Consider the following 19,239-nt stretch of genomic DNA (forward strand, 5'->3'; position numbering starts at 1 on the left):
GGCGAAGAGCCAAGCAAACCACGAACCTCAGAAAGCGCAGCATCATCATACTGACGACCCTTCGGCGTCCTGCGACCCTTCCCCGGTGCGGATTTCCACACGCCCTTGCGTTCGTCGAGTGCCATGGCTTCCTCCTACTTTGGACGAACAATAGCGACTGTCTGACCCGGCGCGCAGGTGAAAAGCGACGCAAATTTGCAGCCTTGCGCCCAGAAATACCCGTGCTTTTGCCCGATGGGTGACGGAAAGTTCCGATAGAGGTATTTAAGGTCAAAAGAACAGGCGCAAATCAGGGGCCAATATGCTGCGTTTCACAGTGATAACTTGGGCAATGGTCGCGCTCTTGGCGCTGGCGATTGTGCTGGGTGGCCCGTTTGCCGGTTTGGCGCTCGCCTATATGACGGTCTTCACCTTCTTCATGGACAAGATCACGGCGATCGCGGCGCCAGACACCCCGGGCCAAGAGTTTCCGGCTGGGGATAACCTCAGTATATCCTTGGGGATAATCCATTTTCCGCTTTTATACGGTGGGGTTTGGGCGCTTTGTTCATCACCGGCCTTGGCGCTTCTTGATAAGGTGCTGCTATTCTTTGCGCTTTCCCTGTTTCTGGGACAGGTCAGCAACTCCAACGCGCATGAATTGATACACCGCGCACCACGCTTCATGCGCCGCCTTGGTGTCGCGGTCTACAGCTCGGTCCTGTTTGGCCATCACGCGTCGGCCCATGTGCGCGTGCATCATATCCACGCGGCAACCGATGCCGATCCGAACTCTGCCAAACTGGGCGAGCCGTTCTACCGCTACGCTGTGCGGGCATGGATCGGATCGTTTCGCGCAGGCCTTCTGGCCGAATCGAAGCTGCGCGGGAACACTGGCACGCATCCCTATGTCATCTATGCTGCCGGGTCTGCCGCGTCCTTGGCCATTGCCTTTGCCATCGCAGATGTGGCGGGCGTTTTCGTTTTGCTGGGTTTGGCCATCTACGCGCAGTTGCAACTGCTGCTGTCAGACTACGTGCAACACTATGGGCTGCGGCGGGCCGTGACGTCTGAAGGCAAGACGGAACCAGTTGGTCCGCAACACAGCTGGAATGCGCCTCAGGGCTTTTCCTCAGCCTTGATGCTCAATGCGCCACGGCATTCCGACCACCATGCCAAACCCGCCAAAGCCTACCCCGGCCTCGAACTCGATCGCTCGGCCATGCCGATGCTGCCGCATTCGCTGCCGGTCATGGCTGTTCTTGCGCTGGTGCCGCCGGTGTGGCGCAGGGTGATGGACAAACGCGCAGTCAAATGGGCGGCTCCCTGCGCAATGGATACGGCGGGGATTACCTGACCTTCCCTTGCGGGCCGCAAAGGCCCATATCTGTTGGCATGAAACAGCTATTCGCCTTTGCGCTTTTGACCGCGACCGCCCTGCCCGTCCTTGCAGCCGAGCCTATGAACGGCGCTGACTTCGAACGCTATGTCACTGGAAAAACGCTCTATTTCGGGCTGGAAGGCCAAGCTTACGGCGTTGAGGAATACCTGCCAAACCGCGAAGTGCGCTGGTCCTTTTTGGATGGCAAATGCAAGGAAGGCTACTGGTACGAAGCCGATCAACAGATCTGTTTTGTCTACGAGGACAACCCCGAGCCGCAATGCTGGTCATTCTTCCGCGAAGGTTCTGGGCTGCGCGCCGTTTTTGAAAATGACCCGTCCAGCACAGTCCTGTACGAAGCCCAGCAGAACGATGACCCCATGCTATGCTATGGCCCGGACGTTGGTGTCTGACAGGCTCACACCTGCAAACCCGGTGCGCAGCGCTTCGGCAAGATCCTGAATGATGCCCGGCCCGCCCTTGCCAATGTACATATTGATTTTCTGGCTACCGAGATCGGGCAATCCCGCATTCTGATCGATATAGGCCAACTGCGGCGCTGCATGTCCCTCAAGACAAGAGGTGATCGCCAGATCCGCACTGACCGTCGCTTCGATGGTTCGGTCATTGTCCGAATCCACCGCCATTTCCCATTCGATTCCTGCATCGTCCAGTTCCGACAACGCACGCGGCCGGAACCCGCAGAACCTGCAATAGGCCAGGCGGACCGGGCGGCCTTTGTGGGCCTGACCGTCCGGGGCGCCAATCCAGCGCAGCGGCACTTCGACCAAGGTTTCGCCGCCTTCGCTCATTTCGGGCTCAGTGGTCAGGATCACATCAACCTCACCGCGCGAAAACTGCTCCTTGAGCACCTTGGTGTACGAACTGACCAGTTGCACTTTGACACGGGGATGGGTGCGGCCCATGCGCTGCAACACCTGCGGAATCACCGGGTAAACAATGTCGTGCGGCACTCCGAGCACCAACTCGCCTTCCCAGCGTTGATCGGTCAGGCGGGCGTAGATTTCATCGTTCAGGTCCACCATCTTTTGCGCGTAGGTCAAAAGCTGTGCACCGGCCGGTGTCAGTGCCACGCCGCGACCTGATCGTTCCAACAAGGCCATATCGAGCATTTCCTCGAGCCTTTTGATCTGCATTGAAACGGCGGACTGGGTCAGGTTGAGAAAACCTGCCGCACGGGTGACCCCTCCGGATTGGGCAACCGCAACGAAAGATCGCAGCGTCGTAATGTCCAAGTTTCTCATCCATCAATCTCCGTGATGATTGCCTTCAAAAACATTCGTTTCCAAAATGAACCACGATCAGGCTAATACATCAAGCATCGAAATGCAAAACCGCCAAATCATCACGAATTGGAAAGGAACTCATCATGATCCGTGTTGAAACCCGCCTCGCCCTCTCCGCCCGCCCATCCATTGGCCGTATCGTATCCCAGTGGGCCGCCGTTGCCCGTCAGCGCCGCGCCTTGGCGCAGTTGGATGAAACCGCGCTGCGGGACGTGGGAATCAACCCGCGTGAAGCCGCCAGCGAAGCCGCGCGCCCGTTTTGGGACGCTCCGAGCAATTGGCGCATCTGAAACCTACCATTTTCAGTGATTTGCCCCCGGTTCTCCTTGAAACTGGGGGCATGATGACCAATATTCATGCCATACCCCCGCGCGCGCGGGGCGAGTTTTTCCTACGGAGGCTTAAATGGCTGAATATGATACGATCCGGGCTGCTGGCGTCTCCGGCGCACGCGCTGCCCAGATTGACGAAGGGCTTCGCGCCCACATGAACAAAGTCTACGGCACAATGTCCGTAGGCATGCTGATCACCTTTGCTGCGGCTTGGGCCATTTCCGGTCTCGCAGTCACGTCCGATCCGTCGGGTGCGTCGACCATGCTGCGCGAAGGACAGTTCCTGACCGGCTTGGGTGAGGCGCTTTACAACTCGCCTCTGAAGTGGGTGGTCATGTTTGCTCCGCTCGCTTTCATCTTCTTCGGCTTCGGCGCTGCGATGAACCGCATGTCCGCTGCTGGCGTACAGGTCCTGTTCTACGGCTTTGCCGCTCTGATGGGTCTTTCGATCAGCTCGATCTTCCTGGTGTTCACCGGCTACTCGATCATTCAAGTGTTCCTTGTCACCGCGATTGCCTTTGCAGGCCTGTCGATCTGGGGCTACACCACAAAGAAAGACATCTCGGGTTGGGGTTCGTTCCTGATCATGGGTGTGATCGGTATTGTGGTCGCGTCAATCATCAACATCTTCCTCGGCTCGCCAGCGATTGCCTTTGCCGTATCGATCCTCGGTGTGCTGATCTTTGCAGGCCTCACAGCCTACGACACGCAGAACATCAAGAACACGTACCTGCAGCACGCGGTACACGGTGATCAGGAATGGCTGGCCAAAGCGGCCATCATGGGTGCTTTGAACCTCTACCTGGACTTCATCAACATGTTCATGTTCCTGCTGCAACTTATGGGCAACCGCGAATAACACGCAGAGCTTGCATGAATACCCAAGGGCCGGTCTAATGAACCGGCCCTTTTTTATGCCCGGAGACTGCCATGCCCGTCTTTGACCCAAAGACCGTGACACGCGATACAGGCTCTGGTGCCTGCGGCCCCTTCGAGGCCTTGCTCTTTTCTGACAGCGGTGGACTGACCCAGTTTGGCGCCTTCGAGGAAATCCTGCCGCCGGGCTCGGCCTCATCTATCGCGCACTGGCACCGCGAAGAGGACGAGATGGTTTATATTCTTGAAGGTGAGGCCACGCTGACCGAAGGCAAAGCAACCCATGTGCTCAGCCCCGGCATGGCCGCGACCTTTCGGGCTGGCGTCGAAGCGGGTCACTGTCTGGAGAACCGCAGCGATGCGCCGCTGCGTTACCTTGTGATCGGCACGCGCGCGCCGCACGACCGTGTGACCTATCCCGGCAAGGACCGGGTGCTGCACGTCACCCGCAGTTCCAACGAACGCCGATGGACCCGCTTTGATGGCGGCCCGGCAGAGCCGCTCTACGACGACTAGTACCGCGGTCGTGCCCGGATCGCCGCTAGAGCATGCGTTCCATATGGACTGCGGGAAAGGCCAAGCCACCGGGCAGAGGTACGTCGATATCACCACAGGCAACAAAACCCATCGCCTCATAGAAGCCGACCGCGCTCAGCGTGCTCTGACACTGCATCTGAACCATTCCGCAGGCCTTGGCCCCCATCAGGATCGCGGCCATTAGCAATTGTGCCACGCCCTGACGCACGTGATCCGGGTCCGTCGCTACATGGCGAATATGGCCGATCCCACGCACACCAGGACGCCCACCAGGGGCTTGCATGGACCATCCACCGGCCCCGATGATCGCGTCCCCCCGCTCAGCCACAAAGAACAATCCCGACCGGATCAAATCCGGTTGCGCGCGGCCAATGATCGGGATGGCTGTGACCAGAACTGAGGGCGGATAGTCCATCGCCAGCAACTGGGCATAGCTGCGTTGAAACAACCGGTCGAGCGACGTGATGTCAGACATCTGGGCCTGCCGGATGTGCGATACGTCGTCGTTCATGCGAATCTCGTCTTGCTACAAACTGAACCGTTTCGCTGTTGCATCCGCCCGGCACCCCTTGTTCAGACCGCTCCACTGCAAGCTAGGGCAAAGCTGGTCCCAAACCAGAAGACAAAGAAAAAGCCGTGCAGAGCGTCCTGCACGGCTTTGATCAATTCGGTGTGGGAAGATCGATTACTTGATCTTGCCTTCCTTGTATTCGACATGCTTGCGCACAACCGGGTCGTACTTGCGCACGGTCATCTTCTCGGTCATGGTCTTACCGTTTTTCTTGGTCACGTAGAAGTGGCCGGTGCCCGCGGTCGAGTTCAGGCGGATCTTGATTGTTGCTGGCTTCGCCATGGGGTGTCTCCTGCAGCGGGTGCCCGAAGCGCCCGTGAAATCCTTTGAACCTGCCTTTTACGCATCACAGACCCCGAGTCAACGGGGCCTGAGGGATAAATCACGCGTGGAGGGCCTATAAGCCGGATTCTGTCCCCCTTGGGTTACCCCAAGGTTAGACGACCATTCCTCTGGGCCTGCGATTGCCCGCAGGCTCAAGCTGCCAACCCGGACCGCTCGGGGTGAAGCGCCCCTGCCGCGATATCCCGAAGGATCAGCCCGGCGCGCGGTCCCTATTAGGCATTGCTCCTGGTGGGGCTTGCCATGCGGGCGCTGTTTCCAGTGCCCCGGTGGGCTCTTACCCCACCGTTTCACCCTTACCCCACCAAAGTGGGGCGGTTTCATTTCTGTGGCGCTTTCCGTCAGGTTGCCCTGCCCGGGCGTTACCCGGCACCAATGCTTCAGCGAGTCCGGACTTTCCTCTCGGGTGGGCGAACCCACCCAAGCGGCCGTCCAGCCCTCCACGCAAAGCGCTGATAGAGCCCACGCGGCCCCGGGTCAACGGGCGCTGGACCGGATTGCAGACAGGCGGCGTCAGCGCAAAACCAGTGGTTCGTGCAGCCAGCTGCGCAACGCAAGCGCCACTGCCTCGGGCTGTTCAAGTGCCGGGTAGTGTCCTGCACCTTGCAACACCTCGAGGCGCGCGCCCGGAATCAGCTCGGCCATGAAACTGTGGCGTTTGACCGGCACGACAGGGTCTTCTTCTCCGCACATCACCAGAACAGGAACCGCAATCCGGCGCAGAACACCTTGTTGATCCCGGCGCCGTTGGAGTGCCCGGGACTGGCGTGCGTAAATCTCGGGACCCAGACCAAAAGCCATATCCCGCAGCAACTCCAGAACCTCGTTCCGGTGGTGACTTGTGGCCAAGTGATCAGGGCGAAACTCTTCGTCCAGCACTTCGGCAAAGCGTCCCGCCTTGGTGCGGATCAGGCGCGGGTCGCGTTCGGCCGCTTGTTGCGGTGTCTCGGCCAGAGGATGCGCGCTCATGATCGCCATCCGGGCGACCCGGTCAGGGGCCCTTCGGATCAATTCCAGCGCGACAACGCCGCCCATACCATGTCCGACCAAAGCGCATCGCTTGGGCAAAACATCCAACAATCCCGAAGCAATTTCCTCGATCCGCTCACCGTTTACAGGTGCAGCGCACATCACGGCATGATCTCGCGACAGATCCGCGATCTGGGGCCCAAACGCCCGTGCATCGCTCAGGAACCCCGGCAGGAAAACCACGGTTTCGCGCATCATACCCCAACCTGTTCAAATACTTTGTGTTCCTTGGTCAGACTGGAAAACAGGCCTGATTGCAAGAGCCTACCGGAGCAACGGCGGTGGAATGCGAATTTTTTCGCTCTATAGCTGTAGGGACAGCCGGATCGCTGCCCCGTTGCTCAGTTTATCTTGATCTTGTCCCAGAAGATCCCGAGGTGCTTGGACACAATCTGCGCATAGCGGTCGGAGTCTTTCAAAACGGCCAAGCCGGCGTTGAACCGATAAAGATGTGTAGTGCCGCGCCAGTGCTTTTTCGAAATGATCACATGAAGCGACTCGGAAGACAGCGGGCGGTCCAATGGCACCACCTTGCCCCGTAATCCCATCCCTTCGATGGTTGTGGCACCCAAAAAGACATTCACCGTCACCGCGTCCACGTCTCCGGCCTGCAGGGCCGCAAAGCAATCCTGCGGTGTATCCGGCTGGATCAAAGACACCAATCCGCGTGACAACCATTGCCGGTCCGGACGTTCCAGATCATGTGTGAAGTATCCAGCCGGGCGACAGAGCCGCTTGCCCACAATATCTGCGTCGCTTTCGAAGGTGAATTGCGAGCCTTCGTTCACGAAAAGCAAGATCAGCACCTCGACCAGTGGGTCCGAGAAATGGAAGTTTTTGCAGCGTTCTTCATTCGGCGTTTGCGCACAATTGGGTTGGTACCAAGGAAAGCCCATATCGAACCGTTTGGCATCCAGATCCGCCAAATGATCCGCCCAAGTGTCATTCCACGTCAGGGAATATGTCAGTGGATCCGGCGTGCTTTCCATGACCGCATGCACCAGTTCCGTCACCATTCCGCTGCCGGGCCAATCCTGATCGGTGAACGGGCTAAAGCCAGACCCGGTGAGCAAGTTGATTTCCGCCTCATCGCGCAATAGAGGCGTCGCATTGGCCTGCGCGCTGCCAGGAGCGCACGGAATCATCAACACATCACCCGCCGAGACCTGAAAGACCGAGGCCTTCAGTTTGTCTTCGTTAGCGTAATAGATCAGTGTCCACTGCTCGGGATCGCCATAATGCTTTTCAGCGATGGTAAAGACGCTTTCACCTTCGGCAACCGCATAGGGCGTCGGCGCGCAGCCGTCATTGCCACTTTGGGCCAGAACTGCCGAGGGTGAAACAAGACAGCTGGCGGTCATGACCGCCAGCGCGATTTTCAAAAAAGCCAACGGGCTGCGCATGAACTTACAAGCCCGACCAGATGCTGGAGAGATGCTTGTCCAATACGCTGACGTATTCGCCACTGTCGCGAATTGCGGACAGGCCGCTGTCAAAGGACGATAGAATTTCCTGCGCTCTCGGGTTCGACTTGTGCGCAACAACGTGCAGCCCTTCGATCGACAATGGGCGGCGCAGCTCAAGCGTTACCTTGTCGGCCAGTCCCATGTCCCGCAGCAACATACGCCCTGTAAATTCGTTCAGAGCCACAGCGTCGACACTACCATTTTCGAGGCGCTCAAAGCATTCGCGGCCTGTGACCGGCTGCTGAAGACGCGCGCCCACCTGCGACAGGTAATCCGCACCGGATCCACGCTGGGCCAGTGTCCCGTGCCCCAGAGGGCTGCAGACCCGCACGCCTGCCAGATCAGAGATCTCGTTGTATGCGATTGGGCGATCTTTAGAGGTGAACAGGACCACCAGCATTTCGAACAGGGGTTCGGAATAGAGATAGTCCGTGCAGGCACGGCTGTTTGGTGCCGCGGTGCAGTCCGGTTTCTTCCATGGGAAGGCGAGATCGACCATGCCCTCGGACAACATCGGATCAAGGTGTGCCGAGCGGTCATTCACCCATACAAACTTGTGCTCAGGCAGACCGGAGGCGGCGACCATCGAACGGTTGACTAGCTCGGTGATCAAACCCGACGACAGCAACAAACGGTTGGTGAAAGGTTTGAAATCGTCCCCAGCCAGAAGACGGATGGTGCCACCAGCATTTCCTGCCGCAGCCACCCGCGCCGGAGCACGGCGGTCTTGCGGTTTCACGGTCGCGGTTACCGCCTTGGGAACGGCGGCATTCGCCTGCAAAACCGTTCCTCCTTCGAGCCCGACTGGCAATCCGTTGATACACGGAAGGCGGTAGCTCTGCCCAACCCGGATCTGGTTCGGGCTCGGAATCTTGTCGATGTTTGATCGGTAAATTGTGGTCCACTGCCCGGCGTCTTTGTACAGCTTGTCCGCAATAAGAGACAGTGAGTCTCCGCGCTGTACTGTGTAGTTTCCGCCGCAGGTTTGCTGTGCTTCGGCTGCAAATGTACTGGCCGCAAGCATCGCGGCCGCCGCCGCGCTTGCACGTATAGTCATACTCGATGTCCCCCTACTACCCTTCAAAGCTGTACTGATTTTGTGCCTCAGGTCAATGACGATACCACTTATTGGGGTTAGGCGGATATCTGCCAATATTTTAGGGGCTTTGCACAGCATTCGCGATGTATTGGAGGAACTAGGGATGGGCTATTCGCGCCGCTTGGCGGCTCAAACAGATAGAATCGGTGCCGCACCGGTTGGCGGATCGTCTCCAGGATCAATGCATTCAGACGCCGGATTTATTTACGCGCCATATCTAGGGTTGGTCTTCCGGCACGCCAGGCTCAGACACCGTTTCAGGGGCTTCGGGCGGTGGATTGAGCGTCTTGCAGAACGCAATCATGGCATCGATGCTACGCCGGGAGGCGCGCAATGGAAGGCTCAGAAGCAGACGGTCTTCACTTCGGATCCGCACCGTGTTGGACGCCTGAAGCGCCTCAATCATCGGATCGTCCACGTTCACCGGATGCAGTACCATACCCGAGGTTTCATGGAACCGAGCCAAAGGCAGATCATAGTCATCCCCTCCGACGCGCAGCGAGATCCCGACAACGTCCAACTGGCTTTCAACAGGCAATCCCAGTTCCAGAATAAATTGACCATCACCATTGGGCTGGGTCTGGGCATAGGCCGAACCGGTCGCGTCAGCGCCGCCCTTTGGTGACGGGCCAAGGCAATAGAGCCCCATGAAATTGGGGACCCCGGCATAGGAATAGGCAAAAGCACCATCATCTTCAGTGATCGCTTGCCACGTCTGTGCCGAAAGAGTTGTCGCAAACAATCCACTCAGAAAAGCCAACAGCGCTACCCGCAGCATGTCTCAAATCCTTATCGTACCAATGGATCAAGGCTGCCTCGGCTTCTTCACAACTGCAAGCCTTTGCCGCTGACAGGCAGATCAAAGCCGCGCGATCAGCCAGACTGGCGCGCGATTTGCTGCCAGACCGACAGCTCGTCGATCAGGGTCCATTCACGTCTCAGGCCGTGCGGACCGAATTCGGCATGGCTGATGCCCATGATGTGGATGTTCGCCCCTGTGGGCGTGCCAAACAGCCCCCAGCCGTCGTGCTTGCCGGTCAAGGACCAGCGCAGCGCCGCACGCGGCGGCAGCAAGGCTTCCTCCATTCCGATCTTGTGGTGCAAAACGAATTGCGCCGAAGGAAAGGAGCCACGCAGCCCCATCCAGAACGCTTCCGCCGCCACGGTGCCAAAAGCAGGCTTCATTCCGGGATAATCCAGCTGGCACGCGCGGTCATATTGTTCCGGAAATCGGGAAAACGCGCCCAGCATCACACTTTGCAAAAAATCGGCAAAGGCTGCGCCCCATTGGTCTGCGTTGCCGGCGCCAGTGTAGTAGCCCTGTACATTGGGTTCCGTCCCAAGATGCTCTTCGGACAGCTGACCGGCAGCAAGCTGGCGCCTGGCCCATTCTTGTGGCGTTTGGCCGATTTGATGCAGGATCGCAGCCGTGTCCCGCACCTGCCATACTTCGCTGATCCGGTTGTCTTTGGCGTAGCTGTCGCAAAACACCCGAAAACGAAGCGATTTGCCCGTCGGCTCGCCCCATTGCCCAGCGCCATGATGTGTCGCCATCACCAACATGCGTTGCGACCCCAAAAGACCAACCTGTGGCGCACCAGACCAAATGATGTCTTCGGTCAGCATTTGTGCATTGGGACAGGCCGCCAAAAAGGCCAGAGCCATGTCACTGAACCCATCAGCGCCATATCGGATGCCATCCCCCGCACGCAAAACGGCCTGCGGATGAACATAGCGTTTCAACGGCTCCCCCAGCCCCCGATTTTCCAACACATCCTGCGTGACGGTCATCAAATACGACGGGAAGTCCCGAAATCGTGGTTCAAAGCCTTTCACTACGCGCACCCCGCTACCCATGCGGGTCAACCGCCCGTTCACTGGTTTTGCGCAAAAGTGGTTAACAAATTCCGACCTTGCGTCGGGTCATGGGTGCCATAGCCCCCGAAACGCGGGGAAATCTGCGTAGCGGCTTTGACGAACGGCTTGCGTCTCAACGGGTTCTTCTCCGGCGCGCAACAACGTGCCTTTAGGCGCTATGTAGCTGTCGATGCGCCTTTTCGGCTCTGGCCGCCATGCAATGTTGAAGGCGCAGAGTTTTGGAAAGAACCAGACCTCGGAAAACGGCAGATGATCGTAGAGCCACCACGCCAGATCACGCCAGTCGCGGCCCTGTTCGTAGCGCTCTGCAAACCACGGAATGACCACAGAGGCGCCGGCAACCGGAACATCAGCCAGATCCCAGATATGGCATTCCAGCGGATAGTCGTTGCGTGCACAGTTCAGCTTGTTCCGATTGCCAAAGCTGTTCAGCTCGAGTGATCGGTAGCCTGAACGCACAAACACACGCCCAAAAGTTTCCTCTAGCGGGTCTAGCAAGGTGCTGCAAAAGGCACGCCCTCTTTGAATCGTCAAATCCGGGTCGTCCGGAATGTTCTGGATTTGATGAAAATTGCCAATCTCGGAATACAGAAACTCGCGCATCCAGAAATGCTTGGACAGGCGCACACGGCCCAAGGTTTCCAAGCTCCACATTGAACGCGGGCGTTTCATGCCAGTTCCTATCGCTCGTTCATCACGGCAAATTGCGGACCCATTCGACGATGCGTTCTGCCGTCGGTGCGGTCAGAGTTGGCGACATGATATCCCCTGCAATCACATGCGCATAGGAGTCATCTTCCGGCCCTGCATGAACCACATGCATCTGTGATGCCGCGCCCCATCGGGTAGCAACCTCACGCGTGGCCACATGGTCAACAACCTTATCCTTGTCATCGAAAATGAACAATGCCGGCGTCTGAACCTGTTCGTGGGGCAGTGCGCGGGCCGCCTTGACTGCCGCGCCCATGGGCAGGGTCGCAATGCTGGGGTAGCGCGTGGTCCAATACTGTTCCTGGCCCTTGTTCCGCGGCTCAAAAACCCTGTCTTTGCCAGCCAGCACAGGCAACCACCAACGCGCCGCTGGCCAGGTCAAAAGAGCGGCAGCAGGATTGTTCACCCTGAAATTGGGGGCGATCAGTACAACGCCTGACATCTGCACCCCCATATCTTCATGTGCCGCCAGCGCGGCCAGTGTGGCACCGGTTGAGGTGCCTAGAACGACAACCCGATCACCAATCCTATGCGCTATGGCCAAGGCCTCGGCCACGTCGTGCATCCAGTGCTCGACCTCAGGCTCTGCCATAGCTTCTGAACTGCGGCCATGTCCGGCCAGCCGCGTAAAGACCAAGTTCGCGCCAAGCGCCTGGGCCACCAGATCCGGCAAGGGTCGCACTTCCTGCGCCGTGGCCGAAAAGCCATGCAGGTAGACAATGGACAGCGGCGTTTTCTGTTCCGGGCCATTGGCCCACACCACCTGCTTTTCTACGCCCGGCGTTATGTCGTCAAAGCGTGCCTCCTGCTGAGCAAGATAGGCATCCACCCCTTGCGACAACGCAGAGGCATCAAACCGGATATCGGTAACGACAGGTTCACGCGGCCCCAAAAGCCACAACCCGGCCATTGCCAGCCCGAGAAAAAGAATTGCCCAACCGAGCCAAGCCAAAACCACGTTCATACCACCCCCGTATCAATCGCTGCCAGTACACGCACAGCGACGCGCAGGGCAAGCAAAGCGCTGCGTCACAGAGGCGACACCTCCTGGATGGCAGTTTCGATCATGGTCAGGCAGGCGGGATCGGAAAACCGATGATCAGCCCCTTTCACCAGCGTCAGGCGCACGTCCTCACCGGCAATGTGATCCAGCAACCGTAGGGCCGTTTCACGGCTGACGGCCTCATCCTCGGTGCCCTGAAGCAATCGCACCGGCCACGTCATCGGCAGCGGAGATCGCAAAACCAGATTGTCCCGGCCATCTTCGATCAGCTTTTTGGTCACGACATACGGGTCCTCATAGGCGGACGGCAGCTCTACGCCGCCCTCCTCAATGACCTTGCGACGCTGCTCTTCGTCGAACCCCGCCCAAAAACCGTCTTCGGTAAAATCGGGCGCCGCCGCGATACCCACGAAACCCGCAACCTGCAGTCGCTGAGACAAGATGCTGGCGATCCAGCCCCCCATGGAAGAGCCGACCAGCACAACAGGGCCCGGGGCCACCGCTCGAATCACAGCCGCTGCATCAGCTGCCCAATCCCCGATACAGCCTTCTTCGAAAACGCCGCCCGATTGCCCGTGCCCAGAATAGTCCAGACGCAGAAAAGCCTGTCCTCGGGACTTTGCCCAACTTTCAAGATGAACGGCTTTCGTCCCCTCCATGTCAGATCTGTACCCTGACAAGAACACAACGCAGGGGGCTTTTCCCGCCGTATAAACATAGGCGAGCCGATCCCCTCGAGGGCCATCCAGATAAGCAAGTTCGGACATGTTTTTTCCTTCCCTAACCACCGACAAAATATCGAAAAACCACCGATTGAAAAGATGCAGAGTGCCGCCGCTTCCCTAGACAACCACATCTCAACGGCCATTAATTTGACGAAAATTCATTCGGCACCTGAAAGCCCGCATATCCCCTGGAACAGCTGCGTAATCTGGCATTCAAGAAGGATGTGCGCGCTTTCTTGCCGGGCTTAAAATATGGGTTGAAACCGGCAAAAACCATCGATTTTCAAGGGCGGTGGCACAGTGAATTGCCCTTTGGCCTGTCGGTTTTCCGGCGGGCCTGCAAAACCCAAACTGTCGCAGCAAAGTCAGGTTCGGCAGCTGCGCGGCGCTTGCACGGCTACTGCGCTTGACATCCATCATGCCCTGAGGCCATGAGGAGGCACATCACAACCCGCAACCGGGCGTTCCGTGGGCGCCAAACCGACGAGGAGCAAGGCTTATGGCCCAAGTTTCCCTTACATTTCCCGATGGCTCTAAACGTGACTTTGATCAGGGCGTGACCCCTGCCGAAGTGGCTGCCTCCATTTCCAAATCTCTCGGCAAGAAAGCCATATCGGCCATGGTCGACGGCCAGCACTGGGATCTTCAATGGCCCATCGATGCGGACGCACAAATCGCCATCAACACCATGCAGGACGACGCGCCTGCGCTGGAACTGGTGCGCCACGATCTGGCGCATATCATGGCGCGCGCCGTTCAGGAAATCTGGCCGGACGTAAAAGTTACAATTGGCCCCGTGATCGACAACGGATGGTACTACGATTTCGATCGGGCCGAACCGTTCACCCCGGAAGATCTGGGCGCGATCGAGAAAAAGATGAAAGAAATCATCAACAAGCGCGAGCCTGTGACGACCGAGGTTTGGGACCGTGATGTCGCGATCAAGTACTACGAAGACCGCGGCGAGCCCTACAAGGTCGAGTTGATCGAGAGCATCCCGGGCGATGAGCCGCTGCGCATGTACTGGCATGGCGATTGGCAGGACCTGTGCCGCGGCCCACATCTGCAGCACACCGGTCAGGTGCCCGCTGATGCGTTCAAATTGATGAGCGTTGCAGGTGCATACTGGCGTGGCGACAGCAACCGCGCCATGCTTCAGCGCATCTACGGCGCAGCCTTCCGCAACAAGGAAGATCTGCGCAAATATCTGAACATGCTGGAAGAAGCCGCCAAACGCGACCACCGCAAGCTGGGCCGCGAGATGGACCTGTTCCACATGCAGGAAGAAGCGCCTGGCCAGATCTTCTGGCATCCGAACGGCTGGAGCATCTACACGCAACTGCAAGACTACATGCGTCGCCAGCAACGTGCCGGTGGGTATGTGGAAGTGAACACACCGCAAGTCGTTGATCGCAAACTCTGGGAAGCCTCAGGCCACTGGGAAAAGTACCAAGAGAACATGTTCATTGTCGAAGTGGACGAGGAACATGCCCGCGAAAAGGCGATCAACGCGCTCAAACCGATGAATTGTCCCTGTCACGTGCAGATTTTTAACCAGGGATTAAAATCTTACCGCGATCTTCCTTTGCGTATGGCCGAATTCGGTTCGTGCAATAGATATGAACCATCAGGGGCATTGCACGGCATCATGCGCGTTCGGGGTTTCACTCAGGACGATGCCCATATTTTCTGCAGAGAGGATCAGATCGAAGATGAAACCAAACGCTTCATTGACTTCCTTGCCAGCATCTACAGCGACCTCGGTTTCCAAGGGTTCAAAGTCAAGTTCTCGGATCGCCCGGACACCCGCGCCGGCTCGGACGAGGTCTGGGACAAATCCGAAGACGCCCTCAAGGCCGCTACGTCTGCCGCGGGTTGCGAGTTCGAGCTGAATCCCGGCGAAGGCGCCTTTTATGGCCCCAAGCTGGAATTTGTTCTGACCGATGCCATCGGTCGTGATTGGCAGTGCGGCACACTGCAGGTGGACTTTGTTCTGCCTGAGCGTCTGGATGCAACCTACATCGGCTCGGACGGTGAAAAACACCGTCCGGTCATGCTGCACCGTGCGGTGCTGGGCAGCTTTGAACGCTTCATCGGCATCCTGATAGAAGAACACGCTGGCAAACTGCCGTTCTGGCTTGCGCCGCGTCAGGTTGTCGTCGCGTCGATCACCTCCGAAGCCGATGACTATGTGGCCGAGGTCGTTTCAGCGCTTCAGGCAGCTGGTGTGCGCGCCGAGGCGGACGTTCGGAATGAAAAGATCAACTACAAGGTCCGTGAACATTCCGTCGGCAAAGTGCCTGTGATTCTTGCCGTCGGACATCGCGAAGTGGACGAAAAGACCGTGACCGTGCGCCGCTTGGGTGAAAAGCAAACTTCTGTTGCAAGCCTGACGGAAATCGTGAGCAGCCTCGCCAAAGACGCAACGCCGCCCGATCTTTTGTAACATTCCAGCGCTGGAACCACAGAAAAAGGCCCCGAAATATTTCGGGGCCTTTTTCTATGCCTTTGTTTTTTATGGCTTTCTGCAACTGCAAACACTCACGCAGGGCCCACAGATGCACACAGGCCTGTGATGCACGGGCCCGTGAATTCCTTTGGTCAGCCGTCCAGTGCACTTTGATTGAGCCAAGGCGACACACCGCTTTGGCCCCGGTTTCAAAAACACGACCAACCCAAGACTGAAAGGAAGTCCAATGTCCAAGACCCTGAAAACAGCTGCTCTCGTAGGCGCCGTCGCTGCATCCTTCACCGCACACGGCACAGCCGCAACTGCCATGGAAAAAGAAAAGTGCTTCGGCGTTTCGCTGGCAGGCCAGAACGACTGTGCCGCTGGCCCAGGCACCACATGCGCCGGTTCCTCCACCGTTGACTACCAGGGCAACGCCTGGACGCTGGTTGACGCAGGTACATGCGGCGACATCGAGCTGCCAGACGGCCGCATGGGTTCGCTGGAAGCTCTGGAGCGTGACCTGCCCAAAAGCTGATCCATATGATAAGGGTTGGGCCACAACGGCCCATCCCTTTCCGCATACGAAAGACCAAGCATGTTCGACCAAACACAATCCCTGCCCCCGCTGCCCGGTGTCGGTTACAAGCCCCAGCACTACAGCGACATTCTTGAGAATGCGGCACCCGTGGGATGGCTGGAGGTTCATGCTGAAAACTACATGGGTGATGGCGGTCGACCGCTGGCCCAGTTACGGGCTCTGTCCGAACAATTTCCCATTTCCGTGCACGGTGTCGGTCTGTCGATCGGCGGTGAAGACCGCCTTGATCCAGACCACCTTGAGCGTCTCAAACAGCTTGTGGGCTGGCTGGATCCTGCCAGCTTCTCGGAGCATCTGGCTTGGTCCACGCACGACAGCCATTTCCTGAATGACCTGCTGCCGCTTCCCTACACAGATCAGACACTGGCGCGTGTGTGTGAACACATCGACGAAGTGCAAACAGCACTTGGCCGCCGCATGCTGTTGGAGAACCCGTCTTCCTATCTCGCCTTCGCAGAAAGCACTTGGGCGGAAACGGATTTCCTGACCGAGGTGACCCGTCGGACCGGCTGCGGGCTTTTGCTGGATGTGAACAACGTCTTCGTATCCGCCACCAATCTGGGCTATTCCCCGCAGGCCTATATCGACGCCTTTCCGCTCGACGCCGTGGGGGAATTGCACCTTGGAGGGCACGACGAAGACGAAGACGACCATGGAATGCCATTGCTGATCGACAGCCATGGTCGCGAGGTGGCCGATCCGGTCTGGGGTCTGCTCGACCTTGTGCTTGAGCGTTCCGGCCCCAAACCATTGTTGATTGAATGGGACACCGATGTCCCTGATTGGTCTGTTCTGCGCGACGAAGCCCGGCGTGCAGAGGCAGCACTGGCGCGGGTACATGCGTGATGATCACTGTGTCCCAAGACGCATTTCGCGCCGGGCTACTTGATGCCCGGGTACCCGTTCCAGAGGGGTTGAAAGACAACGAGGGCCGTTCGGCTGGACGCCGGTACGCTGTGTACCGCAACAATGTCGCGGTGTCCCTGCGTGAAGCGCTAGAAACCGGTTTTCCGGCAGTAGCCAGTCTTTTGGGTAAAGAGAATTTTGCCATGGTGGCCGGGCATTTCCTGCGCCAGTCGCCGCCGGCATCACCCTTGATGATGCACTATGGCGAAGGGTTCCCGGCCTTTCTCGAAGCCGCCGAGCCGCTGGCTCATATTCCTTATCTCGGTGATATCGCGCGGCTCGAACTGGCGCAGCGGGCCAGCTATCACGCGGCGGACTGTCCAGCATTTGATCCGGCAGTTTTCCAAGACTTGTCGGATGGGGCGCTGATGGCAGGGTATCTGGTGCTGGCGCCGGCGACCAAGCTGGTGAAATCGCGCTGGCCCATGCTGTCGATCTATCGATATGCAACGCAGCCCGGTGCGGCCAAGCCCGGTGCGGCGCCGGAAAACGTTCTGATTACACGTCCCGAGTTCGATCCGGTTTTGCATCCGCTTGATGCTGCTGCGGCCGGTTTTGTCCAAGCATGCCTGTCCGGCGGGAACTTTGGGGCCGCGCTAGAAGCAGCCGGACCTGAATTCGACCTGCCCAACACTCTGTCATTGCTGCTTTCAAGCGGCGCAATAGCTCAACTAAAACTCTAAGAGTCCGCCATGAACACGCTGATATCGCTGCACAATCGTCTATTTGCACAAATCGAACATCTCGGTGATGGGCTTTTGCCTCTGCTATCGCGCTTTGTTTTTGCCGCGACCCTGCTGACCTACTTCTGGGCCTCGGGCATGACCAAGCTGGGTGATGGGCTGCTCGGTATCTTCCAGCCCTCCACAGGGGCTTATGCGCAGATTTTCCCAAAACAGATGGAAGCCGTCGTCTATGACGTGTCGCAACTATCAATCTTCCATTGGCTGGTCGTTGTTGCCGGAACCTGGGCCGAGTTTATCCTGCCACTTCTGATCGTCGTGGGCCTGTTTACGCGGCTGGCAGCGCTTGGCATGATTGGCTTCGTGGTCGTCCAAAGCCTGACCGATCTTTATGGCCATGGCGGCATTGAACACGCGGAAACGCTTGGCGCTTGGTTCGACCGGATCCCAGACGCACCAATCCTCGATCAGCGCGCGTTCTGGATGCTTGTGCTGGTTACCTTGGTGATCAAGGGCGCGGGCGCCCTTTCTCTGGATCGCTTGCTCAGCGCCCGCCGCACGGACACGGCGCTGGCCTGAGCCGGTTCAGAAATGCGCCTTAGGCTCATCCGGTTTACCCGCGGCCAAGGCCAGAACGCCTGCAAGACCGGCAAAGGCAATCGGGAACATCGTGAAGACGTTGAAGCCGAAGGCAAAATACATCCCTGCCGCCGAGACCAACAGCAGAATGCCGCCCCACAACGCGCGGGCCTTTGACATGGCCCCGCCTGCAATGGCCAGCAGCGGTGACAGAATGGACATGGCCCGGACCAGACCCGGGTTGTCGAACATGCCGAACATCTGTTCGACTTCAGAGTAGTTGCGCGCCAGCTCGGTATAGCCAAAGCCAAAAAAGCCAACCAGCATTCCGAAAACGCCCGCGATAATTCCAAGGGTCAATGCTGCGTTGCGCATCAGGCTACTCCCATCTTTTGTTGTGCAGCGGCATCCCAGCCCAGCACCATTGTGTCTCCGTCTACGATCAATGGTCTTTTCATCAACGCCGGGTGCGCGGAAATCAACGCCAAAGGCGCGTCCGCCCGTTCTGTTTCGCTCAAACCCCGCCACGTGGTCGAGCGAGTATTCAGCAATTTGTCACCGAAGGTATCAAAGGCAGTTGCAAGCACCGCTGCCGGAACGCCGGGATCGCGCACATCTACCAGCTCCGCATTGGGCAATGCTTTCAATGCTTTGCGGCAGGTATCGCAGTTTTTCAGTCCATAGAGGATCATGCTGTCTCCTTCATCACTACGATCAAATAATCGCGCGCGACACGAATTTCGAGGGAGATTTGCTTGCTTTTTCTCCCCGCCGCACGATGTTTA

The 19,239-nt window shown here is 58.1% G+C and carries 23 protein-coding genes and 1 other RNA gene; 10 read left to right on the forward strand and 14 right to left on the reverse strand.

Annotated elements, in window-relative coordinates:
* Positions 1-301 precede the first annotated feature (301 nt).
* Positions 302-1,336, forward strand: a complete 1,035-nt coding sequence (locus tag PFY00_RS18695) for an alkane 1-monooxygenase (protein ID WP_271434126.1) — start codon at positions 302-304, stop codon at positions 1,334-1,336.
* 38 nt (positions 1,337-1,374) lie between these two features.
* Positions 1,375-1,773: a hypothetical protein gene (locus tag PFY00_RS18700; RefSeq protein WP_271434127.1), complete on the forward strand. Its 399-nt coding sequence runs from the start codon at positions 1,375-1,377 to the stop codon at positions 1,771-1,773.
* Here PFY00_RS18700 and PFY00_RS18705 read toward each other — a convergent pair.
* On the reverse strand, positions 1,744-2,625 hold the full coding sequence (locus PFY00_RS18705) for a LysR family transcriptional regulator (RefSeq protein ID WP_271434128.1): 882 nt from the start codon (positions 2,623-2,625) through the stop codon (positions 1,744-1,746). The two genes, PFY00_RS18700 and PFY00_RS18705, sit on opposite strands and share 30 nt — an antisense overlap.
* A 125-nt stretch (positions 2,626-2,750) precedes the next feature.
* Here PFY00_RS18705 and PFY00_RS18710 point away from each other — a divergent pair, with 125 nt between their 5' ends.
* From PFY00_RS18710 to PFY00_RS18720, 3 genes are all read left to right on the forward strand, one after another.
* Entirely contained in the window at positions 2,751-2,957 is a 207-nt protein-coding gene (locus tag PFY00_RS18710) for a DUF1127 domain-containing protein (protein WP_271434129.1), read from the forward strand.
* A gap of 115 nt (positions 2,958-3,072) precedes the next feature.
* Positions 3,073-3,858, forward strand: coding sequence for a Bax inhibitor-1/YccA family protein (locus tag PFY00_RS18715; protein WP_271434130.1), 786 nt, complete (start codon positions 3,073-3,075; stop codon positions 3,856-3,858).
* A 71-nt stretch (positions 3,859-3,929) separates the two neighbouring features.
* Positions 3,930-4,391: a cupin domain-containing protein gene (locus PFY00_RS18720; protein WP_271434131.1), complete on the forward strand. Its 462-nt coding sequence runs from the start codon at positions 3,930-3,932 to the stop codon at positions 4,389-4,391.
* Between the two features lie 25 nt (positions 4,392-4,416).
* On the opposite strand, the gene PFY00_RS18725 is transcribed toward PFY00_RS18720, so the two are convergent.
* From PFY00_RS18725 to PFY00_RS18775, 11 genes are all read right to left on the reverse strand, one after another.
* Positions 4,417-4,923 (reverse strand): GNAT family N-acetyltransferase, encoded by a 507-nt coding sequence (locus tag PFY00_RS18725; protein ID WP_271434132.1) that lies wholly within the window; start codon positions 4,921-4,923, stop codon positions 4,417-4,419.
* A 174-nt stretch (positions 4,924-5,097) separates the two neighbouring features.
* Positions 5,098-5,265, reverse strand: coding sequence for a 50S ribosomal protein L33 (rpmG, locus tag PFY00_RS18730; RefSeq protein WP_271434133.1), 168 nt, complete (start codon positions 5,263-5,265; stop codon positions 5,098-5,100).
* A 102-nt stretch (positions 5,266-5,367) separates the two neighbouring features.
* Positions 5,368-5,769: RNase P RNA component class A (gene rnpB, locus PFY00_RS18735), an RNA gene on the reverse strand.
* Between the two features lie 69 nt (positions 5,770-5,838).
* Positions 5,839-6,549 carry an alpha/beta fold hydrolase gene (locus PFY00_RS18740; protein WP_271434170.1) on the reverse strand — a complete coding sequence of 237 codons (711 nt, stop codon included), beginning with the start codon at positions 6,547-6,549 and terminating at the stop codon, positions 5,839-5,841.
* 146 nt (positions 6,550-6,695) lie between these two features.
* Positions 6,696-7,715 (reverse strand): transporter substrate-binding domain-containing protein, encoded by a 1,020-nt coding sequence (locus tag PFY00_RS18745; protein ID WP_271434134.1) that lies wholly within the window; start codon positions 7,713-7,715, stop codon positions 6,696-6,698.
* 46 nt (positions 7,716-7,761) lie between these two features.
* On the reverse strand, positions 7,762-8,877 hold the full coding sequence (locus PFY00_RS18750; protein ID WP_271434135.1) for a LysM peptidoglycan-binding domain-containing protein: 1,116 nt from the start codon (positions 8,875-8,877) through the stop codon (positions 7,762-7,764).
* 259 nt (positions 8,878-9,136) lie between these two features.
* A complete protein-coding gene (locus PFY00_RS18755; RefSeq protein WP_271434136.1) occupies positions 9,137-9,697 on the reverse strand; it encodes a hypothetical protein in 561 nt (186 codons plus the stop codon).
* 95 nt (positions 9,698-9,792) lie between these two features.
* Positions 9,793-10,710, reverse strand: a complete 918-nt coding sequence (locus PFY00_RS18760) for a nuclear transport factor 2 family protein (protein WP_271434137.1) — start codon at positions 10,708-10,710, stop codon at positions 9,793-9,795.
* A 132-nt stretch (positions 10,711-10,842) separates the two neighbouring features.
* Positions 10,843-11,451 carry a hypothetical protein gene (locus PFY00_RS18765; protein ID WP_271434171.1) on the reverse strand — a complete coding sequence of 203 codons (609 nt, stop codon included), beginning with the start codon at positions 11,449-11,451 and terminating at the stop codon, positions 10,843-10,845.
* A 40-nt stretch (positions 11,452-11,491) separates the two neighbouring features.
* Entirely contained in the window at positions 11,492-12,472 is a 981-nt protein-coding gene (locus PFY00_RS18770) for an alpha/beta hydrolase (RefSeq protein ID WP_271434138.1), read from the reverse strand.
* Between the two features lie 65 nt (positions 12,473-12,537).
* Positions 12,538-13,278, reverse strand: coding sequence for an alpha/beta hydrolase (locus PFY00_RS18775; protein ID WP_271434139.1), 741 nt, complete (start codon positions 13,276-13,278; stop codon positions 12,538-12,540).
* 457 nt (positions 13,279-13,735) lie between these two features.
* On the opposite strand from PFY00_RS18775, the gene thrS reads away from it, so the two are divergent.
* The 5 genes from thrS to PFY00_RS18800 all read left to right on the forward strand — a co-directional run bounded on the left by thrS (position 13,736) and on the right by PFY00_RS18800 (position 18,454).
* A complete protein-coding gene (gene thrS, locus PFY00_RS18780; RefSeq protein ID WP_271434140.1) occupies positions 13,736-15,682 on the forward strand; it encodes a threonine--tRNA ligase in 1,947 nt (648 codons plus the stop codon).
* 250 nt (positions 15,683-15,932) lie between these two features.
* A complete protein-coding gene (locus PFY00_RS18785; protein ID WP_271434141.1) occupies positions 15,933-16,223 on the forward strand; it encodes a BufA1 family periplasmic bufferin-type metallophore in 291 nt (96 codons plus the stop codon).
* Between the two features lie 60 nt (positions 16,224-16,283).
* On the forward strand, positions 16,284-17,132 hold the full coding sequence (bufB, locus tag PFY00_RS18790; RefSeq protein ID WP_271434142.1) for an MNIO family bufferin maturase: 849 nt from the start codon (positions 16,284-16,286) through the stop codon (positions 17,130-17,132).
* Positions 17,132-17,875: an HvfC/BufC N-terminal domain-containing protein gene (locus PFY00_RS18795; protein ID WP_271434143.1), complete on the forward strand. Its 744-nt coding sequence runs from the start codon at positions 17,132-17,134 to the stop codon at positions 17,873-17,875. The genes bufB and PFY00_RS18795 overlap by 1 nt, the downstream gene beginning before the upstream one ends.
* 9 nt (positions 17,876-17,884) lie before the next feature.
* Positions 17,885-18,454, forward strand: a complete 570-nt coding sequence (locus tag PFY00_RS18800; RefSeq protein ID WP_271434144.1) for a DoxX family protein — start codon at positions 17,885-17,887, stop codon at positions 18,452-18,454.
* Positions 18,455-18,460: 6 nt separating this feature from the next.
* On the opposite strand, the gene PFY00_RS18805 is transcribed toward PFY00_RS18800, so the two are convergent.
* Both PFY00_RS18805 and PFY00_RS18810 read right to left on the reverse strand, forming a co-directional pair.
* Positions 18,461-18,829 (reverse strand): hypothetical protein, encoded by a 369-nt coding sequence (locus PFY00_RS18805; RefSeq protein ID WP_271434145.1) that lies wholly within the window; start codon positions 18,827-18,829, stop codon positions 18,461-18,463.
* On the reverse strand, positions 18,829-19,146 hold the full coding sequence (locus tag PFY00_RS18810) for an arsenate reductase family protein (RefSeq protein WP_271434146.1): 318 nt from the start codon (positions 19,144-19,146) through the stop codon (positions 18,829-18,831). The genes PFY00_RS18805 and PFY00_RS18810 overlap by 1 nt, the downstream gene beginning before the upstream one ends.
* Positions 19,147-19,239: the final 93 nt, after the last annotated feature.

This window comes from Thalassococcus lentus (assembly GCF_028023555.1).
Classification (GTDB): domain Bacteria; phylum Pseudomonadota; class Alphaproteobacteria; order Rhodobacterales; family Rhodobacteraceae; genus Thalassococcus_A; species Thalassococcus_A lentus.